At 67.4% G+C, this 15,131-nt stretch carries 9 protein-coding genes; 2 read left to right on the top strand and 7 right to left on the bottom strand.

Translation table 11 applies throughout. The features are described from left to right. The first annotated feature begins 32 nt into the window (after nt 1-32). Nucleotides 33-974 (top strand): acetyl-CoA carboxylase, carboxyltransferase subunit beta, encoded by a 942-nt coding sequence (gene accD / locus QOU61_RS00415; RefSeq protein ID WP_289656189.1) that lies wholly within the window; start codon nt 33-35, stop codon nt 972-974. Beyond that, nucleotides 971-2,299, top strand: a complete 1,329-nt coding sequence (locus QOU61_RS00410) for a bifunctional folylpolyglutamate synthase/dihydrofolate synthase (protein ID WP_289656188.1) — start codon at nt 971-973, stop codon at nt 2,297-2,299. The genes accD and QOU61_RS00410 overlap by 4 nt, the downstream gene beginning before the upstream one ends. A gap of 66 nt (nt 2,300-2,365) precedes the next feature. Here QOU61_RS00410 and trxA read toward each other — a convergent pair whose 3' ends face one another. The 7 genes from trxA to QOU61_RS00375 form a co-directional block, all read right to left on the bottom strand. After that, nucleotides 2,366-2,686: a thioredoxin gene (gene trxA, locus QOU61_RS00405; protein WP_289656187.1), complete on the bottom strand. Its 321-nt coding sequence runs from the start codon at nt 2,684-2,686 to the stop codon at nt 2,366-2,368. A gap of 105 nt (nt 2,687-2,791) precedes the next feature. Then, complete coding sequence (addA, locus tag QOU61_RS00400; protein WP_289656186.1) at nt 2,792-6,262, bottom strand: double-strand break repair helicase AddA; 3,471 nt, start codon at nt 6,260-6,262, stop codon at nt 2,792-2,794. Further along, nucleotides 6,256-9,402 carry a double-strand break repair protein AddB gene (addB, locus tag QOU61_RS00395; RefSeq protein WP_289656185.1) on the bottom strand — a complete coding sequence of 1,049 codons (3,147 nt, stop codon included), beginning with the start codon at nt 9,400-9,402 and terminating at the stop codon, nt 6,256-6,258. Before addB ends, addA begins: the two co-directional genes overlap by 7 nt. Nucleotides 9,403-9,684: 282 nt before the next feature. Further along, nucleotides 9,685-10,407: a nucleotidyltransferase family protein gene (locus QOU61_RS00390; protein ID WP_289656184.1), complete on the bottom strand. Its 723-nt coding sequence runs from the start codon at nt 10,405-10,407 to the stop codon at nt 9,685-9,687. A gap of 95 nt (nt 10,408-10,502) precedes the next feature. Next, complete coding sequence (locus QOU61_RS00385; RefSeq protein ID WP_289656183.1) at nt 10,503-10,811, bottom strand: PilZ domain-containing protein; 309 nt, start codon at nt 10,809-10,811, stop codon at nt 10,503-10,505. A 116-nt stretch (nt 10,812-10,927) separates the two neighbouring features. Beyond that, complete coding sequence (tsaE, locus tag QOU61_RS00380) at nt 10,928-12,451, bottom strand: tRNA (adenosine(37)-N6)-threonylcarbamoyltransferase complex ATPase subunit type 1 TsaE (protein ID WP_289656182.1); 1,524 nt, start codon at nt 12,449-12,451, stop codon at nt 10,928-10,930. After that, nucleotides 12,448-14,964, bottom strand: coding sequence for a sensor histidine kinase (locus QOU61_RS00375; protein WP_289656181.1), 2,517 nt, complete (start codon nt 14,962-14,964; stop codon nt 12,448-12,450). Before QOU61_RS00375 ends, tsaE begins: the two co-directional genes overlap by 4 nt. Nucleotides 14,965-15,131: the final 167 nt, after the last annotated feature.

Below are 15,131 nucleotides of genomic sequence, written 5' to 3'. Positions count from 1 at the left end.
GCGGTGACATCAGCGATGACGGAGCTTGAATCATGAACTGGCTCACCAATGTGGTCCGGCCGAAAATCCGCAACATGCTGCGGCGGGAGACGCCGGAGAATCTCTGGATCAAGTGTCCGGATTCCGGGCAGCTCGTGTTCTACAAGGACGTCGAGGCAAACCAGTTCGTCATTCCCGGCTCAAACTACCACATGCGCATGGGCGCGGTGGCGCGGCTGAAATCGATCTTCGACAACGAGACCTGGTATGACATCGCGCTGCCCGAGGTGACGCCGGACCCGCTGCGATTCCGCGACGAGAAGAAATATGTCGACCGCGTCAAGGATGCGCGCGCCCGCACCGGGCTGAACGACGCGGTCAAGGTAGGCTATGGCAAGCTCGAAGGGGCCGCGGTCGTGGTCGCCGTGCAGGATTTCGATTTCATGGGCGGCTCGCTCGGCATGGCCGCAGGCGAGGCCATCGTGCGCGGGCTAGAGCTCGCGCTGGAGAAAAAGTCGCCCTTCATCGTGTTCGCGGCTTCCGGCGGTGCGCGGATGCAGGAAGGCATTTTGTCGCTGATGCAGATGCCACGCACCACGGTTGCGGTGCAGATGCTGCGCGAGGCCAAGCTGCCCTACATCGTGGTGCTGACCAATCCGACCACCGGCGGCGTCACCGCGTCCTACGCCATGCTGGGCGACGTCCATATCGCCGAGCCCGGCGCGCTGATCGGTTTCGCCGGCGCGCGCGTCATCGAGCAGACCATCCGGGAAAAACTGCCGGAAGGATTCCAGCGCGCCGAATATCTGCTCGACCACGGCATGGTCGACATGGTCGTGCATCGTCATGATCTGCGCCCGACGCTGGCACGGCTTTGCCGCTTGCTGACGAAATCGCCGGCGTTGGAAACCCCGTCGAAGCCGGCGCCGCAGGTCACCTCGGCCGCGCAGATCGTTTCGGCGCCCGACACGGCGCCGGCCGCGCCGCACGCGTGAGTGCGCCTGCCGCAAAGCCGTCTCCGCTCGACGAGGTGATCGCGCGATTGTCCGCGCTGCATCCGAAGCGGATCGATCTCGATCTTTCACGGATGAACCGGGTGCTGGAGCGGCTCGATCACCCCGAGCGCAAGGTGCCGCCGGTCATTCACGTCGCCGGCACCAACGGCAAGGGGTCGACCGTCGCCTATCTGCGCGCGATCCTGGAAGCCGCGGGCCTGCGCGTCCACGTCTACACCTCGCCCTATCTCGTACGGGTCAACGAATGTTTTCGCTTTGCCGGCCAGCTGGTCGGCGACGCCGAACTGACGGCAGCGCTCGAAGCAACCGAGCGCGCCAATGCCGGCGCGCCGCTGACCGTGTTCGAGGCGAAGACCGCGGCGGCGTTCTGGCTGTTCGCGCAGCATCCGGCCGATCTGCTGCTACTCGAGGTCGGGCTCGGCGGCCGGCTCGATTCCACCAACGTGGTCGAGAAGCCGCTCGCGACGGTCCTGACACCGATCAGCATGGATCATACCGAGTTCCTGGGTAATACCCTGACCGCGATCGCCGGCGAGAAGGCGGCTATCATCAAGCGCGGCGTGCCGGTGATCTCGGCGGAACAGACACCCGAGGCGATGGGCGTCATCGCCGCGCAGGCGCGACGCCTGCACGCGCCACTTTTTGCCGCGGGCGAGAGCTGGCACGTCAGCGTCGAGCGCGGCCGGCTGGTCTATCAGGACGATCGCGGGCTGATGGATCTCGCTGCGCCAAAACTGTTCGGGCGGCATCAATTCGACAATGCGGGGCTTGCGATCGCGACGCTGCGCGCGATCGGAACGTTCAGGATCGCCAACGCGGCCTTCGAAGTCGGCATCGTCAATGCCGACTGGCCGGCGCGGATGCAGCGGCTGTCGTCGGGTGCGCTCGGCGAGATGGGCCCGCCCGGCTGCGAGATATGGCTCGACGGTGGACACAATGCCGAAGGCGGCCGCGTCGCGGCCGCGGCGCTCGGCGATCTCGAAGAACGGGTGTCGCGGCCGCTGGTCGTGATCGCTGGCATGATGGCGAACAAGGATCCGCACACCTTCCTCGCCAATTTCGCCGGGCTGACGCGCCACATCATCGCGGTCGAAATTCCCGGCGAGGACAATGCGATGCCGCCGCAGCGGCTGGCGGACGCGGCGCGCGCGCTCGGCATGCGCGTCGAGATCGCCGCCGGCGTCGAAGCCGCCCTCCGCGGGCTGGCGAAGCTGGCCTACGAAGTGCCGCCGCGCATTCTCATCACCGGCTCGCTCTATCTTGCCGGCCACGTGCTCGCGCTCAACGGCACGCCGCCAAAATAGGCCCGCGCAAAACAAGACGGCCGGCATTGAGCCGGCCGTTGTCGAATTTATCTCGTCTCGAAGCGATCAGACCGCGGCGGAAATCCACTGCTGCAGCTTCTGCTTTGGTGCGGCGCCAACCTGGCGCGAGGCCATCTCGCCGTCCTTGAAGATCATCAGGGTCGGGATCGACATCACGCCATATTTCGAGGCCGTCTTCGGGCTCTCGTCGACATTGAGCTTCACGATCTTGACCTTGTCGCCCATCGCGCCGGAAATCTCGTCGAGCGCGGGTGCGATCATGCGGCAGGGGCCGCACCATTCCGCCCAGAAGTCGACCACGACAGGCCCTTGCGCTTTGAGCACCTCGGCTTCGAAATTGGCGTCAGAAACCTTGCCAACGGCCATGGGATACCTCGTTCAGTGAGAGAAAGGGCGCGACCGCTAGAGAATCGCGCCCAGGGATCATGGGGGAAACCTATGAATGCGACCTTGCCGGGTCAAGTTCGCATCCTAGGATGCCAGTGCAGCGTCCAGCGCGGGAGCAGAAATTTCCATGAATTCAGGCGTTTCGGTCCAAAGCAGCGCGGCCCGGACGCCCCTCTGGGGATAAAGTTTCGCAAGCACCGCCCGGTAAAGGGCAAGCTGCCGGATATAGGCTTTCGGCGCCGCGGCGGCGTTGATGGGCGGGGCCTGGTTGGTCTTGAAATCGACGATCAGGACTTCCTCCGGGCCCACCACCAGGCGGTCAATCTGGCCCGACACCAGCGCTGTGCCCCCATCGGGGCGCGATAGCCGCCCCACGATCGAGACCTCGGCGCGGCTGCCGGGGGCAAAGACCGCGGCAAAGCGGCGGTCCGCGATCAGCGCCAGCACCCGCTCGGCAAGCAGCTCGCGGTCGCGATCACTCCATGCGGCTGCGTTGCGTGCCAGGAATTGCAGCGCGGCCTCGCGGCGGCGAGCGGCGGCCAGATCGGGCAGCGATTGCAGCAGGCGGTGTACCAGCGTGCCGCGCTGCAGCGCGAGCGCACGGGAGGCGAGCGATTCGCCCGTGCGCACGACGCGGCTATCGTCTTCGCCCGCGGAGGATGGACGGATGGCGCTTTCAGTCGGCAGCTCGGGCGCAGCCGTCCGCAGCCACGGCGGCAGCGCGGCCGCCACCTCACCCACTGGAGAGGCCGCCTCGCCGGTGGCGAGCGCTGTGTCCTCGCTCCGTGAAAAGCGCTTGATCGGGCCGTCGTCTGTCTCGATGACTTCCTGGTGCAGGCCGGACGCGGCAAGCCCCTTGTCGATCAAATCGTACCAGGAGAGCTTGCGCACGCTATTCATGTTGCCGGGCATGCAGCCGCCGACGATCAGCCGGTCGGCTGCGCGCGTCATCGCGACATAGAGCAGGCGGCGGTATTCGTCCTCGACCTCCTCGAGCATTTTCGCGCGCGCCGCGATGACCGCTGCGGGATCTTCCGCCTTCTTGCCGGCCCAGACCACGACCTCGCCGTCGCCCGCCTGCGGCACATGGACCAGCCGCAGACGCTGCTGGTCGGTTGGCGATGAGGTGGTGTCGACCATGAATACCACGGAGGCCTCCAGCCCCTTGGCGCCGTGCACGGTCATGACACGGACCTCGTCGCGCGAGATCTCCATGTCGCGCTTCACCTCGGTGTCGGCGGCGCGCAGCCAGGCCAGGAAGCCCTGCAACGAGGCCGGAGCCTTGCGCTCGTAGTTCAGCGCGAGCTCGAGGAACTCGTCGAGCGCGTCATTGGCCTCGTGACCGAGGCGCTTGAGGATGCGCGCGCGTCCGCCGTCGCCGCCGAGCAGCCAGGCATAGAACGCAAACGGCGTCTCGCCGGCGAAACGCCGCTCGCATGCTTCGAGCCGCCTCAGCGCGGCGGCCAGCTTCGCATCGTCAGGTGCGTGCAGGGTGAGCGCGCGCCGCAGCGAGCCCTTGCGATCCCAGGCGAGCGTGAACAGGTCGTCGTCATCGAGCCCGAACAGCGGGCTCTTGAGCGCCACCGCAAGCGCCAGATCGTCCTGCGGAAACAACAGCGCATCCGCCAGATTCATCAGGTCGATGATCGCGATGTGCTCGGTCAATTTCAGGCGGTCGGCGCCGGCGACCGGAATGCCGGCGTGCTTCAGTGCCTGGATCACCGCGTCGAAGGCGTTACCGCGCCGGCGCACCAGCACCAGCATGTCGCCATAGCTTAAGGCACGGCGATCGCCGGCAGGTCCGATCAGCGTGCCGCTTGCGACCAGGCGCTTGATCTCGGTCTGGATGCGCCGCGCCAGCTTCACCTCCGGGCTCGTCACGGAGACGCCGTCGAACGGTGCGCGCCAGCCCTCGATGTCCTGCCGGTCGTCGGCCTGTGCGAGCGGCCAGAATTCGATCAGGCTTGGCCCGGCATCGGCGAGCGCATGATGGATGGGGTAGCCGATGTCGGGCGAATGGATGCTGCTGTAGATCGCATGCTCGCGGAACACATGATCGACCGATTGCAGGATCGCAGGTCCCGAGCGGAACGAGTAGGTGAACGACACCGCATCGAACTGCAGGCCGGCGTCGGTGAACTTCCTGTGCAGCGCGCGGCGGCGCAGGTCGAATTCATGGGGTGCTGCGCCCTGGAACGAGAAGATCGACTGCTTCTCGTCGCCGACGGCGAACACCGTGCGGGTGACGCCGTCGCGCGCGCCTTCGCCGGCGGTGAACTCGGAGATTATATGGTCGACGATGTCCCACTGTCGCGGGCTCGTGTCCTGCGCCTCGTCGATCAGGACGTGATCGACGCCGCGATCGAGCTTGTAATGCACCCAGCCGGCCGATACGCGGTTGAGCATCGCGAGCGTCTTGTCGATCAGATCGTCATAGTCGAGCAGTCCGCGCTCTTGCTTCTCGCGGCGATAGTTCGCTGCCGCGGCGGTCGCGATATGCAGCAGCGCCTCGGTGCGGTCGCGGACGATAACCGCGCGCCGGCGCTCGACCAGCGGGAGAAGCCGGTCCATCTCCGCGGCGAACAGCCGCCCGATCGCCGGATTGGCGTCGGCAAACTTTTTTGTCACCACCGATTTCCGCGGCGTGCGCTCGGTGTCGGTGAGGAACAGCGAGAGATAGCGGTCGACCTGCTCGCTGCCGGAAACGCGCTGCGCCTCGCGCAGGCGTGCGGCCTGTTCACCATCGGTCTTGCTGCCGATCTCGAGCGCGGTCGCGATCTCGTCCCAGCGCGCGCGCCGCAAGTACGGCCCGTCGACGATCTCCTGCTCGATTGTCTCGATGCGGTCACCCGCCACAACCCCGAGCGCGGTCGAGAGCTGTGCGACCGCCGCATCCACGCCGCCGGCGGCATCGGTCCATGCCATGAAATGATCGCGCGAGAGGCAGGCCTCGCGCACCACATCCTTGAAGGTGACGTCGGCCGCGCTCGCCATCGCGGTCGATAGCGCGCGCCCGGTCGCGCTGTCGGGGTCGCGTGAGGCCTCCAGCAGCACCTTCAGGTTGGCGCGCTCCATCATCTCGTTCTGGTCGCGCTCGTCGAGCACCGCAAAGCGCGCGGGCACATTGGCTTCGAACGGAAACTGCTGCAGAAGTCGCGTGCACAGCGCGTGGATGGTCTGCACCTTCAGCCCGCCCGGCGTCTCCAGCGCGCAGGCAAATAGTTTGCGTGCCGACTGTCGCAGCTTCGCGTTGGGGTGGGGAATGCCGACGGCGCGGATCGCGGCATCGAGCGCGTCGTCGTCGAGCGTGACCCAGTGGCCGAGCGTGGTGAATACGCGCTCGGCCATGTTGGCGGCGGCCGCCTTGGTGAAGGTGATGCAGAGGATCTTTTCCGGCGGCACGCCTGACAGCAGCAGCCGGATCACCCTTTGAACCAGGACATGCGTCTTGCCCGAGCCGGCATTCGCCGACACGAAGGAGGAGGCGGCCGGATTGGACGCGCGCGTCTGCCGGTCGCGCACCTCGTCGGGAATCGGACGCAGCGCCTTCACCATTCCTCGATCCCCAGGCCGCCAGCGGCGGACCATTCCTTGATGCGGGCGAGGTCGTCATAGGTGCCGTAGCGCGCAGTCCACATCGGCAGGTTCAGCGAGGTGTAGGCCTGTTCCTCGTCCTCGAAGGTGCGCACCAGCTTCTCCAGCTCGCGGCGCGCATGATCGGCAGCGTCGTCCGGCGGCTGCGGCGCGTCGCCCGGTCTGATCTTCAGTTCGAGCGTACGATGCTCGCCGGGCGGGTTGTTGCCGCTCAGGCGGACATAAGCGAGCTCGCCGACCGTCCCTCCGGCGTCGATGCCGGCGAAGCCGCCCTCGCGCAGGATCGCCGCCTCCAGCGTAAGCTGCGGCGACAGGCCCATGCGGACCTGCTTGCCGGTGGGCGGCTGGCCGGTCTTGTAGTCGAGGATCGCAAAAGAGCCGTCACGGCGGCGCTCGATGCGGTCGGCGCGCGCCGAGAGGATGAAGCTGCGCGCGCTGTCGAGCGTGATCGCGATCTCGCCGCGGATTTCCGCATCGATCTTGGCGATGTCATCGCGCCGGCCACGCTCCCATTCGGCAAACCAGCGGGCGATGCGCGTGAAGCGCGGCCACCAGAGCGCGCGCGCCTCGGGCCGCTCCATCAGCGGCGCGAAATATTTCTGGCCGATCTCGCGCAGGGTCTCCGCGGGGTCGCGCGGCAAGCCGTCGGCAAATGCTTGGGTGAATTCGCCGAGTGCCTCGTGGATCGCGGAGCCCCGATCGGCGGCCGACAGCGGCATGTCGACTGGATCGAGCGCATCGAGCTTGAGGATATGCCGGGCATAGATCGTGTAGGGGTCGCGCAGCCAGTCCTCGATCGCCGTCACCGAAAGCCGCAACGGCCGCGTCGCGCGCGGCGGGCGCGGCGCAGGCTGCGCGATCGGCTTGACCTCGTCGGGCTGGTCGAGCGCATGGGCGAACTGCACATATTGCGCGCCGGCGCGCTGAGCGGCCTTCCAGGCTTCGTCGCCCGCGACGGCTTCCAGCCGATGCAGGAAACGCGAGGCGACCGCCGGCGCGCCGCCGGATTTCGCCGCATGGCTGAGGATCACTTCATTGCCGCCGAGCAGTTGCGCAAAGTCGTGGGCGGAAAGGCCGATGCGCCGCTCCGGCAGGTCGAGCCCGAGCTGATGCCGCATCGGCCGGCTCAGCCAGGGATCGACCCTTGGCGCCGGCGGCCATACGCCTTCGATCAGCCCGCCGATGATGACGCGGTCGGCCTGCATCAGCCGCGATTCCAGCGGACCATAGATATGAAGCTGCGCGCCGGGCCTTTCCACGCGCCGCACCGCGCGATCGGCAAAGGCGGTCTGGAACACGTCCGCATAGTCGGAAGGCGGCACGACCAGCCCGCTCGGCTTCTGTTCGGCGAGCAGGTCGTCGAAGGCGGACGCCAGCGCCAGTCCCTCGCGCTCCTCGAAGGCGAGCGGGATGTCATGCTCGTCGCGGGAGAGCGCGATCAGGATCTCGCGGTGGCGGCGTGCGAGCTCGGCGAAATCAGGCTGCCTGGTGGCGCCCATGCTCTCAAGCGGCGCGAGTGCCTGCCGCAACGTCGCGATCAGCGCATCGGCGCGATCGAGCGCGTGGGGTTTCAGGCGCGCACGGGGTTCGGCGGCGTGCAGCGACGATGCTTCGCCGTCGCGAAGTTTCGCAAGCTGCTCGCGAAATCGCGCGAAGTCCTGCGCAAGGCCGGCGCTGCCGGCTTGCGGCCGCGTGCCGCGCAGCAGCGCAAGCTCGAGCGTCTCGATCGCGTCGCGCCATTCGCCTTTGGCACCGCCGAGGCGGCACAGCGGATGCTTGAGCAGCGCAAGCAGCGCCGGCGGCTCCAGTCCCCTCGTCGCGGTTTCCGCGGCCAACCGCGCAAAGCTGCCGGGCAGGGTGTCGAGCAGCGCATCGCCGCCGGAATCGTCGAAATCGAGATTCCAGCGTGCCAGCGCCGCCATCACCCGCCGCGCCAGCGCGCGATCGGGCGTCACGAGGGCTGCGGATCTTTGCAAGGCCCGCGCCTCGCGCATCGCGACCGCAATCGCAAGCGCCTCCATTTCCGGGTTAGGCGCCTCGATCAGCGTCAGGCCCTGCATGCCGGAGGCGATCTTTTCCGCGACCTGCGGATTTTTCAGCCGCTCGTGCCATTGCGCGGTCGCGCTCGAAGGCCGCATCGCTTCGGAAGCCAGCAGGTCGCGGCCATCGGGCGCGGGCGGATGGAGGATTTCGACGTCGCCGCGCTTGACGCCGAGGCGCTGCAACAGCGCATGCATGGCGAACTGCGGATGGTTCGAGGAAGGCTCGATTGCGAAATCGCCTTTGGAATCCCTGACGCCGCCGATCTCGCGCCAGGCCTCCTCGTCGAGGTCGATGTCCAGCCCCGGCAGCACCACGGCGCCGTGCGGCAGGGAGGCCACCGCGTGCAGGAATTTTGCCGTCGCCGGCATCGAGCCGGTCGAGCCCGCCGCGATCACAGGGCCATCGCGGTTGGCGGTCAGTCGTGCGGCTTCCGCCGTGATCAGGAGATCGCGCCGCGCCGCCGGCTCGATCCTGCCGATCTCGGCGAGATGATCCGGCCAGACCTTGCGCGCGATGCGCAGGAACTCCAGCGAATATTGCCAGTATTGGTCGAGCTGGTCCGGCACCAGCCCGTCAAGCGCATCCCAGTCGACGCCGCGCGTCACCATGTCGTCCATCAGCCGCGCCAGGTCGCCGGCGAGCTGAAGCGTCGAGGCCGGTCCGCCGACGACCAGCGGCGAGGCGACCGCGCTCTTCGCCCAGGCCGCGACGAGCCGGGCCAGCGTCAGGCGGCGGTCGAGCTCGCCGAGCTTCGGCGGGACGTCGAGCGGCGCGGGACCGCTGAACTGTTCCGCGGCTTCGGCAAACGCCAGCTCGTCCTCGTCGATATCGCCGAGCGCGACGAGGCGCGGCAGCACGACGGCATCAAGCTTCAACTCGTCGAGAAACACCTCGCGCACGACGCGCAGCGCGCGCCGTGTCGGCAGATAGAGCGTCGCCCTCGCGAGATTCGCCGGTTCCTGGCGTGCCTCGAATCCCTCGACCAGGCGGCCGTCGACCAGCGCGGCCACGACACTGCGCAGGAAAGGGACGGACAGGGGAACGCTGAAGACCCGCATGGCTTCCTGAGTAGACTCAATCAGGGGCCAATATAGGAAGCGATCGCGCGTTGGTCATGGGCCTCGTCCACTTACGCCCACATCTCACAAGTGGTCATCCCCCGCCCAGTGCGCCATTGCGCACGGAGCGGGGACCCGTAGCCACCGCTGCACGTGGTGCAGCAAGGCGGCGGCGCCAGCGTCGCGCCACACAGACGTTCGTGGTTATGGCTCGGGGATCGCGCCCGCCGGACAACGCAACTGCGTTGCCGGGAGCTCTCTTGTCCGGGACGACAGGCTTTATTACGCCACGCTTTCCAGAAACGCCTCTTCGGCGGCGGCGATCGCGTCGGGGCTCCCGACGTGCATCCACACGCCCTCGAGGCGGAGGCCGAACAGGCGTTCCTGCTCGTTGGCGCGGTCGAACATTTTTGTCAGCGAGAACTCGCCCTTGGGCGCATCTGCGAACAGCGCCGGCGACATGATCGCGGCGCCCGCGTAGACGAACGGCACGACCTGGTTTTCCCGCCGCTTGCGCAAGGCGCCGTCCGGCAGCATCGCGTAATCGCCGCGGCCGGAATAGCCGATGCTGTTGGTGGTCGGCGCCATCAGGAGCAGGATGTCCATGCGCGCGGGATCGAACGCTTCGGCAAGCCGCGCCAGGTTCGAGCGCACCCCGTCGATCCACATCGTGTCGGAGTTGACATGGAAGAACGGCGCGGCGCCGAGCAGCGGCAGCGCCTTGACCACGCCGCCGCCGGTGCCGAGCACCTGATTGCGCTCGTCGGAGATGATGACGCGGGGGCGGCTGCGGCCCTTGGTGTGCGCGATAATCTGGTCCGGCAGATAGTGGACGTTGACCACGGCCTCGGTCACGCCGGCGGTGGCGAGCTTGTCGAGCACATGGTCGAGCAGCGGCTGGCCCGCGACCGGCACCAGCGGCTTCGGCATCGTGTCGGTGAGCGGGCGCATGCGCAGGCCGAGACCTGCGGCGAGCACCATGGCTTTGGTGGGATGAACGGACATTCCTCTACAATCGCGAAGCAGTTGAAGCAATCATATCATGCGGATGAGGCCATAGTCATCGGACATGACGGTTGTACGACGGCATCGGCCGAAATTCACGCCTCCGCAGAGGCGCGGCGCTTCTTCTTCTTCTCGCCCTGTTTCAGGAAGTTGACGCCAATCTGGTCGCCATTGACCCAGGCGAGCTCGCAGCGCCGATAGGCCAGCCCGGTCGACGACAACAGCAGAAAAAATTCCTTCAGGTGCAGGCCTTCGACGGAACCTTCAATCGTGAGCTTGGCGCCGATCTCGGAAACGTCCTCGATGGTGCAGTCGCGCCGCCAGGTGCCGTCGATCCCCATCATGCGCGCGGCAATGCCGCGCTCGAACGTGACGCGATCGCCCTTGCGCTGTTCAGTCAGCATGGTCCCAATTCCTGCGTGGCGGCCGCCGCTTTGCCTGGCGCCGCCGCCCCCGACGGTAGCGGAGCTGAGGCTAACAACAGGTAAATCTGTGCGGTTCGGCCTAAGGCCATCGCGCTTTAGGCGCCCGGCGGCGGCACATTGGCGGCGTACCATTCCCGGACCGGCGCCAACGCCGGGTGCGCGAGCGAACGCGTCAGATAGGTCCAGATCCGCGGCTGGTGCCGCAGATAATGCGGCTTGCCGTCGCGCCGGTTGAGCCGGGCGAAGGTGCCGAGCAGGCGCGTGTTGCGCTGTGCCGACATGATGGCGTAGTGCTCGGCGAAGGCGGCGGGATCGAAGGCCTCGCCCGCCGCGAGCCGCGCCTTGATGTAGCGCGTCAGCAGCGCGAGCTCGAGCGTTTCGGGAACGTCGACGCGGGCGTCCTGCAGCAGCGAGACGAGATCGTAGGCGGGCGGGCCCAGCACCGCGTCCTGGAAGTCGATCACGCCGACGCGCTCAATCCCGCTGCGCCCGGCGAGCCAGATCAGGTTCGGCGAATGAAAATCGCGCAGCACCCAGGTCGGCGGCGCGGCCAGCGGCTTTGCCAGCAATTCCCGCCACATCGCGACGAACTCGGCGCGCCCGGCATCATCGAGCGCGACACCGCGGTCCGGCAGATACCATTCGACCATCAGGCCTATCTCGATCAGCATCGCGTCGACGTCGAAGGCCGGTATCGTATAGGCGAGCTGCGGCGCGAGCGGCAAGGTCGGCGGCAGGCTCTGGTGATGCAGGGCCGCGAGCACCTCGGCCGCCGCCTCGTAGCGCTCGGGGATCGGCTCCGGCGGATCGCCCGCCACAAAGGTGGCACTGCCGAAATCCTCGGTGATCAGCAAGCCGGAATCGAGATCGGCATGCATGATCGCGGGCGCCGACAGGCCCTGTGCGCGCAGGCCGCCCGCCAGCGCGACGAACGGCTTGACGTCCTCGGCGAGATGCACGGCGGCGCTATAGGACCTTCCGGCATAGGTCGCGGGGCCGTCCGGCCGCCGCGGAAAGTTCATCAGGATGAAGACGCCGTCGCCGCGGATCAGCCGCGCATAGGAGCGGATCGAGGCGTCGCCCGCCATGCGCTGCCGCTGCGCGTCCGCAAAGCCCGATGCGTCGAGGAATTCGCGCAGCACCTGGAGCCGTGCGACCTGCGCCGCTGCCTTGCCGTGGCCGGTGATCTCGGCCGCGCGCGCCGAGCTGCCCAACGCCGGGCGGTGGCTGAACGCGATGTCAATGCGGTCCGCGGGCAGCGCGTCGGCGGCGCGCTCCGGCCACTCGATCAGTACCACGGTCGCCTCCGGCAGCGGCGACAATCCGATCTCTTCCAGCTCGCTCGCATCGTTGATGCGGTAGAGATCGGCATGGACAAGCGGAAATGACGGAAGGTCGTAGGTCTGCGCCAGCGTGAAGGTCGGGCTTGGAACCTCGATCGTGTCGTCACCGGCGAGATAGCGGATCATGGCTCGCGCCGCTGCGGTCTTGCCGGCGCCGAGGTCGCCGGACAGCGTGATGACGTCGCCAGGACCGGTCAGAAGCGCGAGATCCGCCATCAGGTGCGCGGTCGCCGCTTCGTTGCTCAGGGCCAGTGAGAATGTCGTGGGCGCGGTCATTCAGCGGCGTTGCGCTGCGCCGCCTGATCGGTCGGGAAGTCGCAGGTCACGGTCGTGCCTCGTCCTACGATCGAATCGACTCGCACCTTGCCTCCATGCAGTTCGACAAAGGAGCGCACCAGGGAAAGCCCAAGGCCCGCGCCGCGGTGGCGCGAGCCGTGGGAGTGGCTCTCGAACCAGTCGAATACCTTGTCCTGGAGGTCGGGCGCAATCCCCGGGCCGGAATCGCTGACCGCGAACACGACGGCACGGTCGGTCCGCCGGGCGGAAATACCGACGGTGGCGCCCTGGGGCGAGAAGCCCACGGCGTTGGCGAGCAGGTTGTAGAGCACCTGGACGACGCGCCGCTCGTCGCCGACGAAGCTGCCGATATTGGGCTCGATTTCGACCCGCAGGCGGATGCGGTCGGTGGCGAGCCGGTCCTGGATGCCTTCGGCTGCGGCTTCGATCGCCTTGATGATGTCGACCGGGCCGAGTTCCAGCTTCATGGCGCCGGCATCGATGGTGGCGAGGTCGAGGATGTTGTTGGTCAGCGCCAGCAGCGCATTGGTCGATTTGGTGACGTAATCGAGATATTCGGCCTGTTTTGGCGTCAGCGGGCCGGTCGAGGGGTCCGAGAGGAAATGCGCAAAGCCGATGATGGTGGTGAGCGGTGCGCGCAGCTCGTAGGAGACGTGGTGGACGAAATCCACCTTCATCTGGTCGGCGGCTTCCAGCGCCTCGTTCCGCTCGCGCAGCGCGCGTTCGACATTCTCGGTATCGGTGATGTCCTGGAAGGTCAGCATGGTCGCGCCATCGGGCAGCGGCCGGATCATGCAGTCGAACACGCTGCCGTCCTTGCGCTCGAGCTTCAGCGGCACGTCGACGCGGTTCTCGATCCCGGTGATCGCCGCACGGATCGCCCGCCAGGCTTCGGGGTCGTCGAACAGCGGCCGGCACCAGTCGGCGACCGTGTCGATATGCGGCTCCTCGCGCATCGCCTCGGGCGAAAGTCTCCACATCCGCGCGAAAGTCGGGTTGAACAGTCGCGCGCGACCGTTCGAGCCGAACACCGCGACGCCCTCGGCGAGGCTGTCGAGCGTCTCGCGCTGCACCCGGATCAGGCCGTCGAAGCGACGGGCGAGGTCGAGACTCTCGGTGACGTCGTCGAACAGGTAGGTGACGCCGCCTTCGGGGCTTGGCGTGGTGACGACGCTGAGCGCGCGTCCGTCCGGCAGGTACCAGGTGTCCTTGGCGGCCTCCACCGCGCGATAGGCCTCGTGAAGCTTGGCCTTCCAGGCGCGGAAATCAGGCTGCTCGGGCAGCTTGCGCGACGCACGCAGGCGGTCGAGCACGCTGGAATCGTCGGGGTTGGAATCGAGGAAGGCGCGGTCGAGGTCCCAAAGCCTGCGATAGGAATCGTTGTAGAAGGCAAGCCGTCGCTGGGCGTCGAACACGGCGACGCCGGAGGAGAGCTGGTCGAGCGTGCGGCGGTGCGCTTCCGCCATCCGCACCAGCGCCGAACGCAGCGCGTCGGCCTCGCTGGCGTCGATCGCGACGCCCACGCTGCCGTCGCCGATATTGATCGCGCGCACGTCGTAGATGCGCCGCTCGCCGCCGGTTACGATCGGCAGCCGCGCGCTGAAATCGGCGTGGCCGGCCAGCGCCCGCTCCATCGCGCCGCGGTCGTCGCTGTCGAGGACTTCCAGGTTGCGGGACATCGCGTCGTCGATGCTGGCCGCGTCGGCGGCGCGGGCATAGGCCGCATTGGCGTAAGTGAGCTCGCCTTTCCTGCCCTTGGCCCAGATCGGCCAGGGCGCCGCGGCGGCGAAGCCGAGCAGCATCTCGGTCTCTTCGAGCAGCGCCTTGTGCCGCCGATTGGTTTCGGCGAGCTCGCGCCGCAGCCCGCTCAATTCGCGGATCCGCACGATCGCTTCGCCGCCGACGGCCCGCCCCATCGCCTCGATCGCATGACCGTTCGAGCTCGTCAGGTGCAACAGGAAGCTTTCGCCGGATTCGCGCAAGCCGTCGACGGCATGATCCATCTGCAGCGCCGGTTCCGGCGGCAGCCAGGTTCCGAAGGCGAGCACGCGCTGCGGCTGTTCCGGCGGGACGAGGAGGCTGACATCGCCCGAGATCTGCGGGCGGTTATCGCCGGCGGCCCAGGCAATCAGGATCTGCGGCTCGGCGAACAGCAGCGCGCGGTAGCGGTCGGCTGCCACCTGGAGCCGCGCGATCTCGGCGCGCAGCCCGGCGTCGCTCTTTGCCGCGCGCACCCGCGTATGCATCAGGAGGATCGCTGCGACCACGGAGAAGCCGAGCAGCGAGAACGCCGCCGTCAGCGCCGCGATTTCCTGGTGGGTGAAATTGTAGAAGGTGGTGATCACGTCCAGGAACAACAGGTCGCCGGCCTTGGCGGGGTATGCCGGCAGCAGCGCCGAGAAGGCGAGGCCGGTCAGGCCGCTACGCACCGATCGCGCTAACGAAGTGCACGACAGCAACGTCCGACGCATCGCCACGATCACGCCTGACATGATTGCCCCAAGACCGAACGTACGAAGAAGACCGCACGAATTTGCGCCCGGTGCAGATCGCGTCGCCCGCCGCCGTTCGCGAATCAAAGAACAATATCCCCATCGGGACTCGAGGGGTAAGAGTCCAGATCGTGAACGAGGGCGCAAGCGGGGGAAAATGCGAACAA

Source organism: Bradyrhizobium sp. NP1 (assembly GCF_030378205.1).
In the GTDB taxonomy this organism is placed as follows: Bacteria; Pseudomonadota; Alphaproteobacteria; order Rhizobiales; family Xanthobacteraceae; genus Bradyrhizobium.
The sequence above is the reverse complement of the archived record's forward strand: the minus strand, read 5'-3'. Positions and strand labels throughout refer to the sequence as shown.

What these genes read in the sequence shown, in the direction of transcription:
- accD (WP_289656189.1), top strand. Translation starts at nt 33, where the DNA reads ATGAACTGGCTCACCAATGTGGTCCGGCCGAAAATCCGCAACATGCTG.
- trxA (WP_289656187.1), bottom strand. Translation starts at nt 2,686, where the DNA reads ATGGCCGTTGGCAAGGTTTCTGACGCCAATTTCGAAGCCGAGGTGCTC.
- addA (WP_289656186.1), bottom strand. Translation starts at nt 6,262, where the DNA reads ATGGTGAAGGCGCTGCGTCCGATTCCCGACGAGGTGCGCGACCGGCAG.
- addB (WP_289656185.1), bottom strand. Translation starts at nt 9,402, where the DNA reads ATGCGGGTCTTCAGCGTTCCCCTGTCCGTCCCTTTCCTGCGCAGTGTC.
- QOU61_RS00390 (WP_289656184.1), bottom strand. Translation starts at nt 10,407, where the DNA reads ATGTCCGTTCATCCCACCAAAGCCATGGTGCTCGCCGCAGGTCTCGGC.
- QOU61_RS00385 (WP_289656183.1), bottom strand. Translation starts at nt 10,811, where the DNA reads ATGCTGACTGAACAGCGCAAGGGCGATCGCGTCACGTTCGAGCGCGGC.
- tsaE (WP_289656182.1), bottom strand. Translation starts at nt 12,451, where the DNA reads ATGACCGCGCCCACGACATTCTCACTGGCCCTGAGCAACGAAGCGGCG.
- QOU61_RS00375 (WP_289656181.1), bottom strand. Translation starts at nt 14,964, where the DNA reads ATGTCAGGCGTGATCGTGGCGATGCGTCGGACGTTGCTGTCGTGCACT.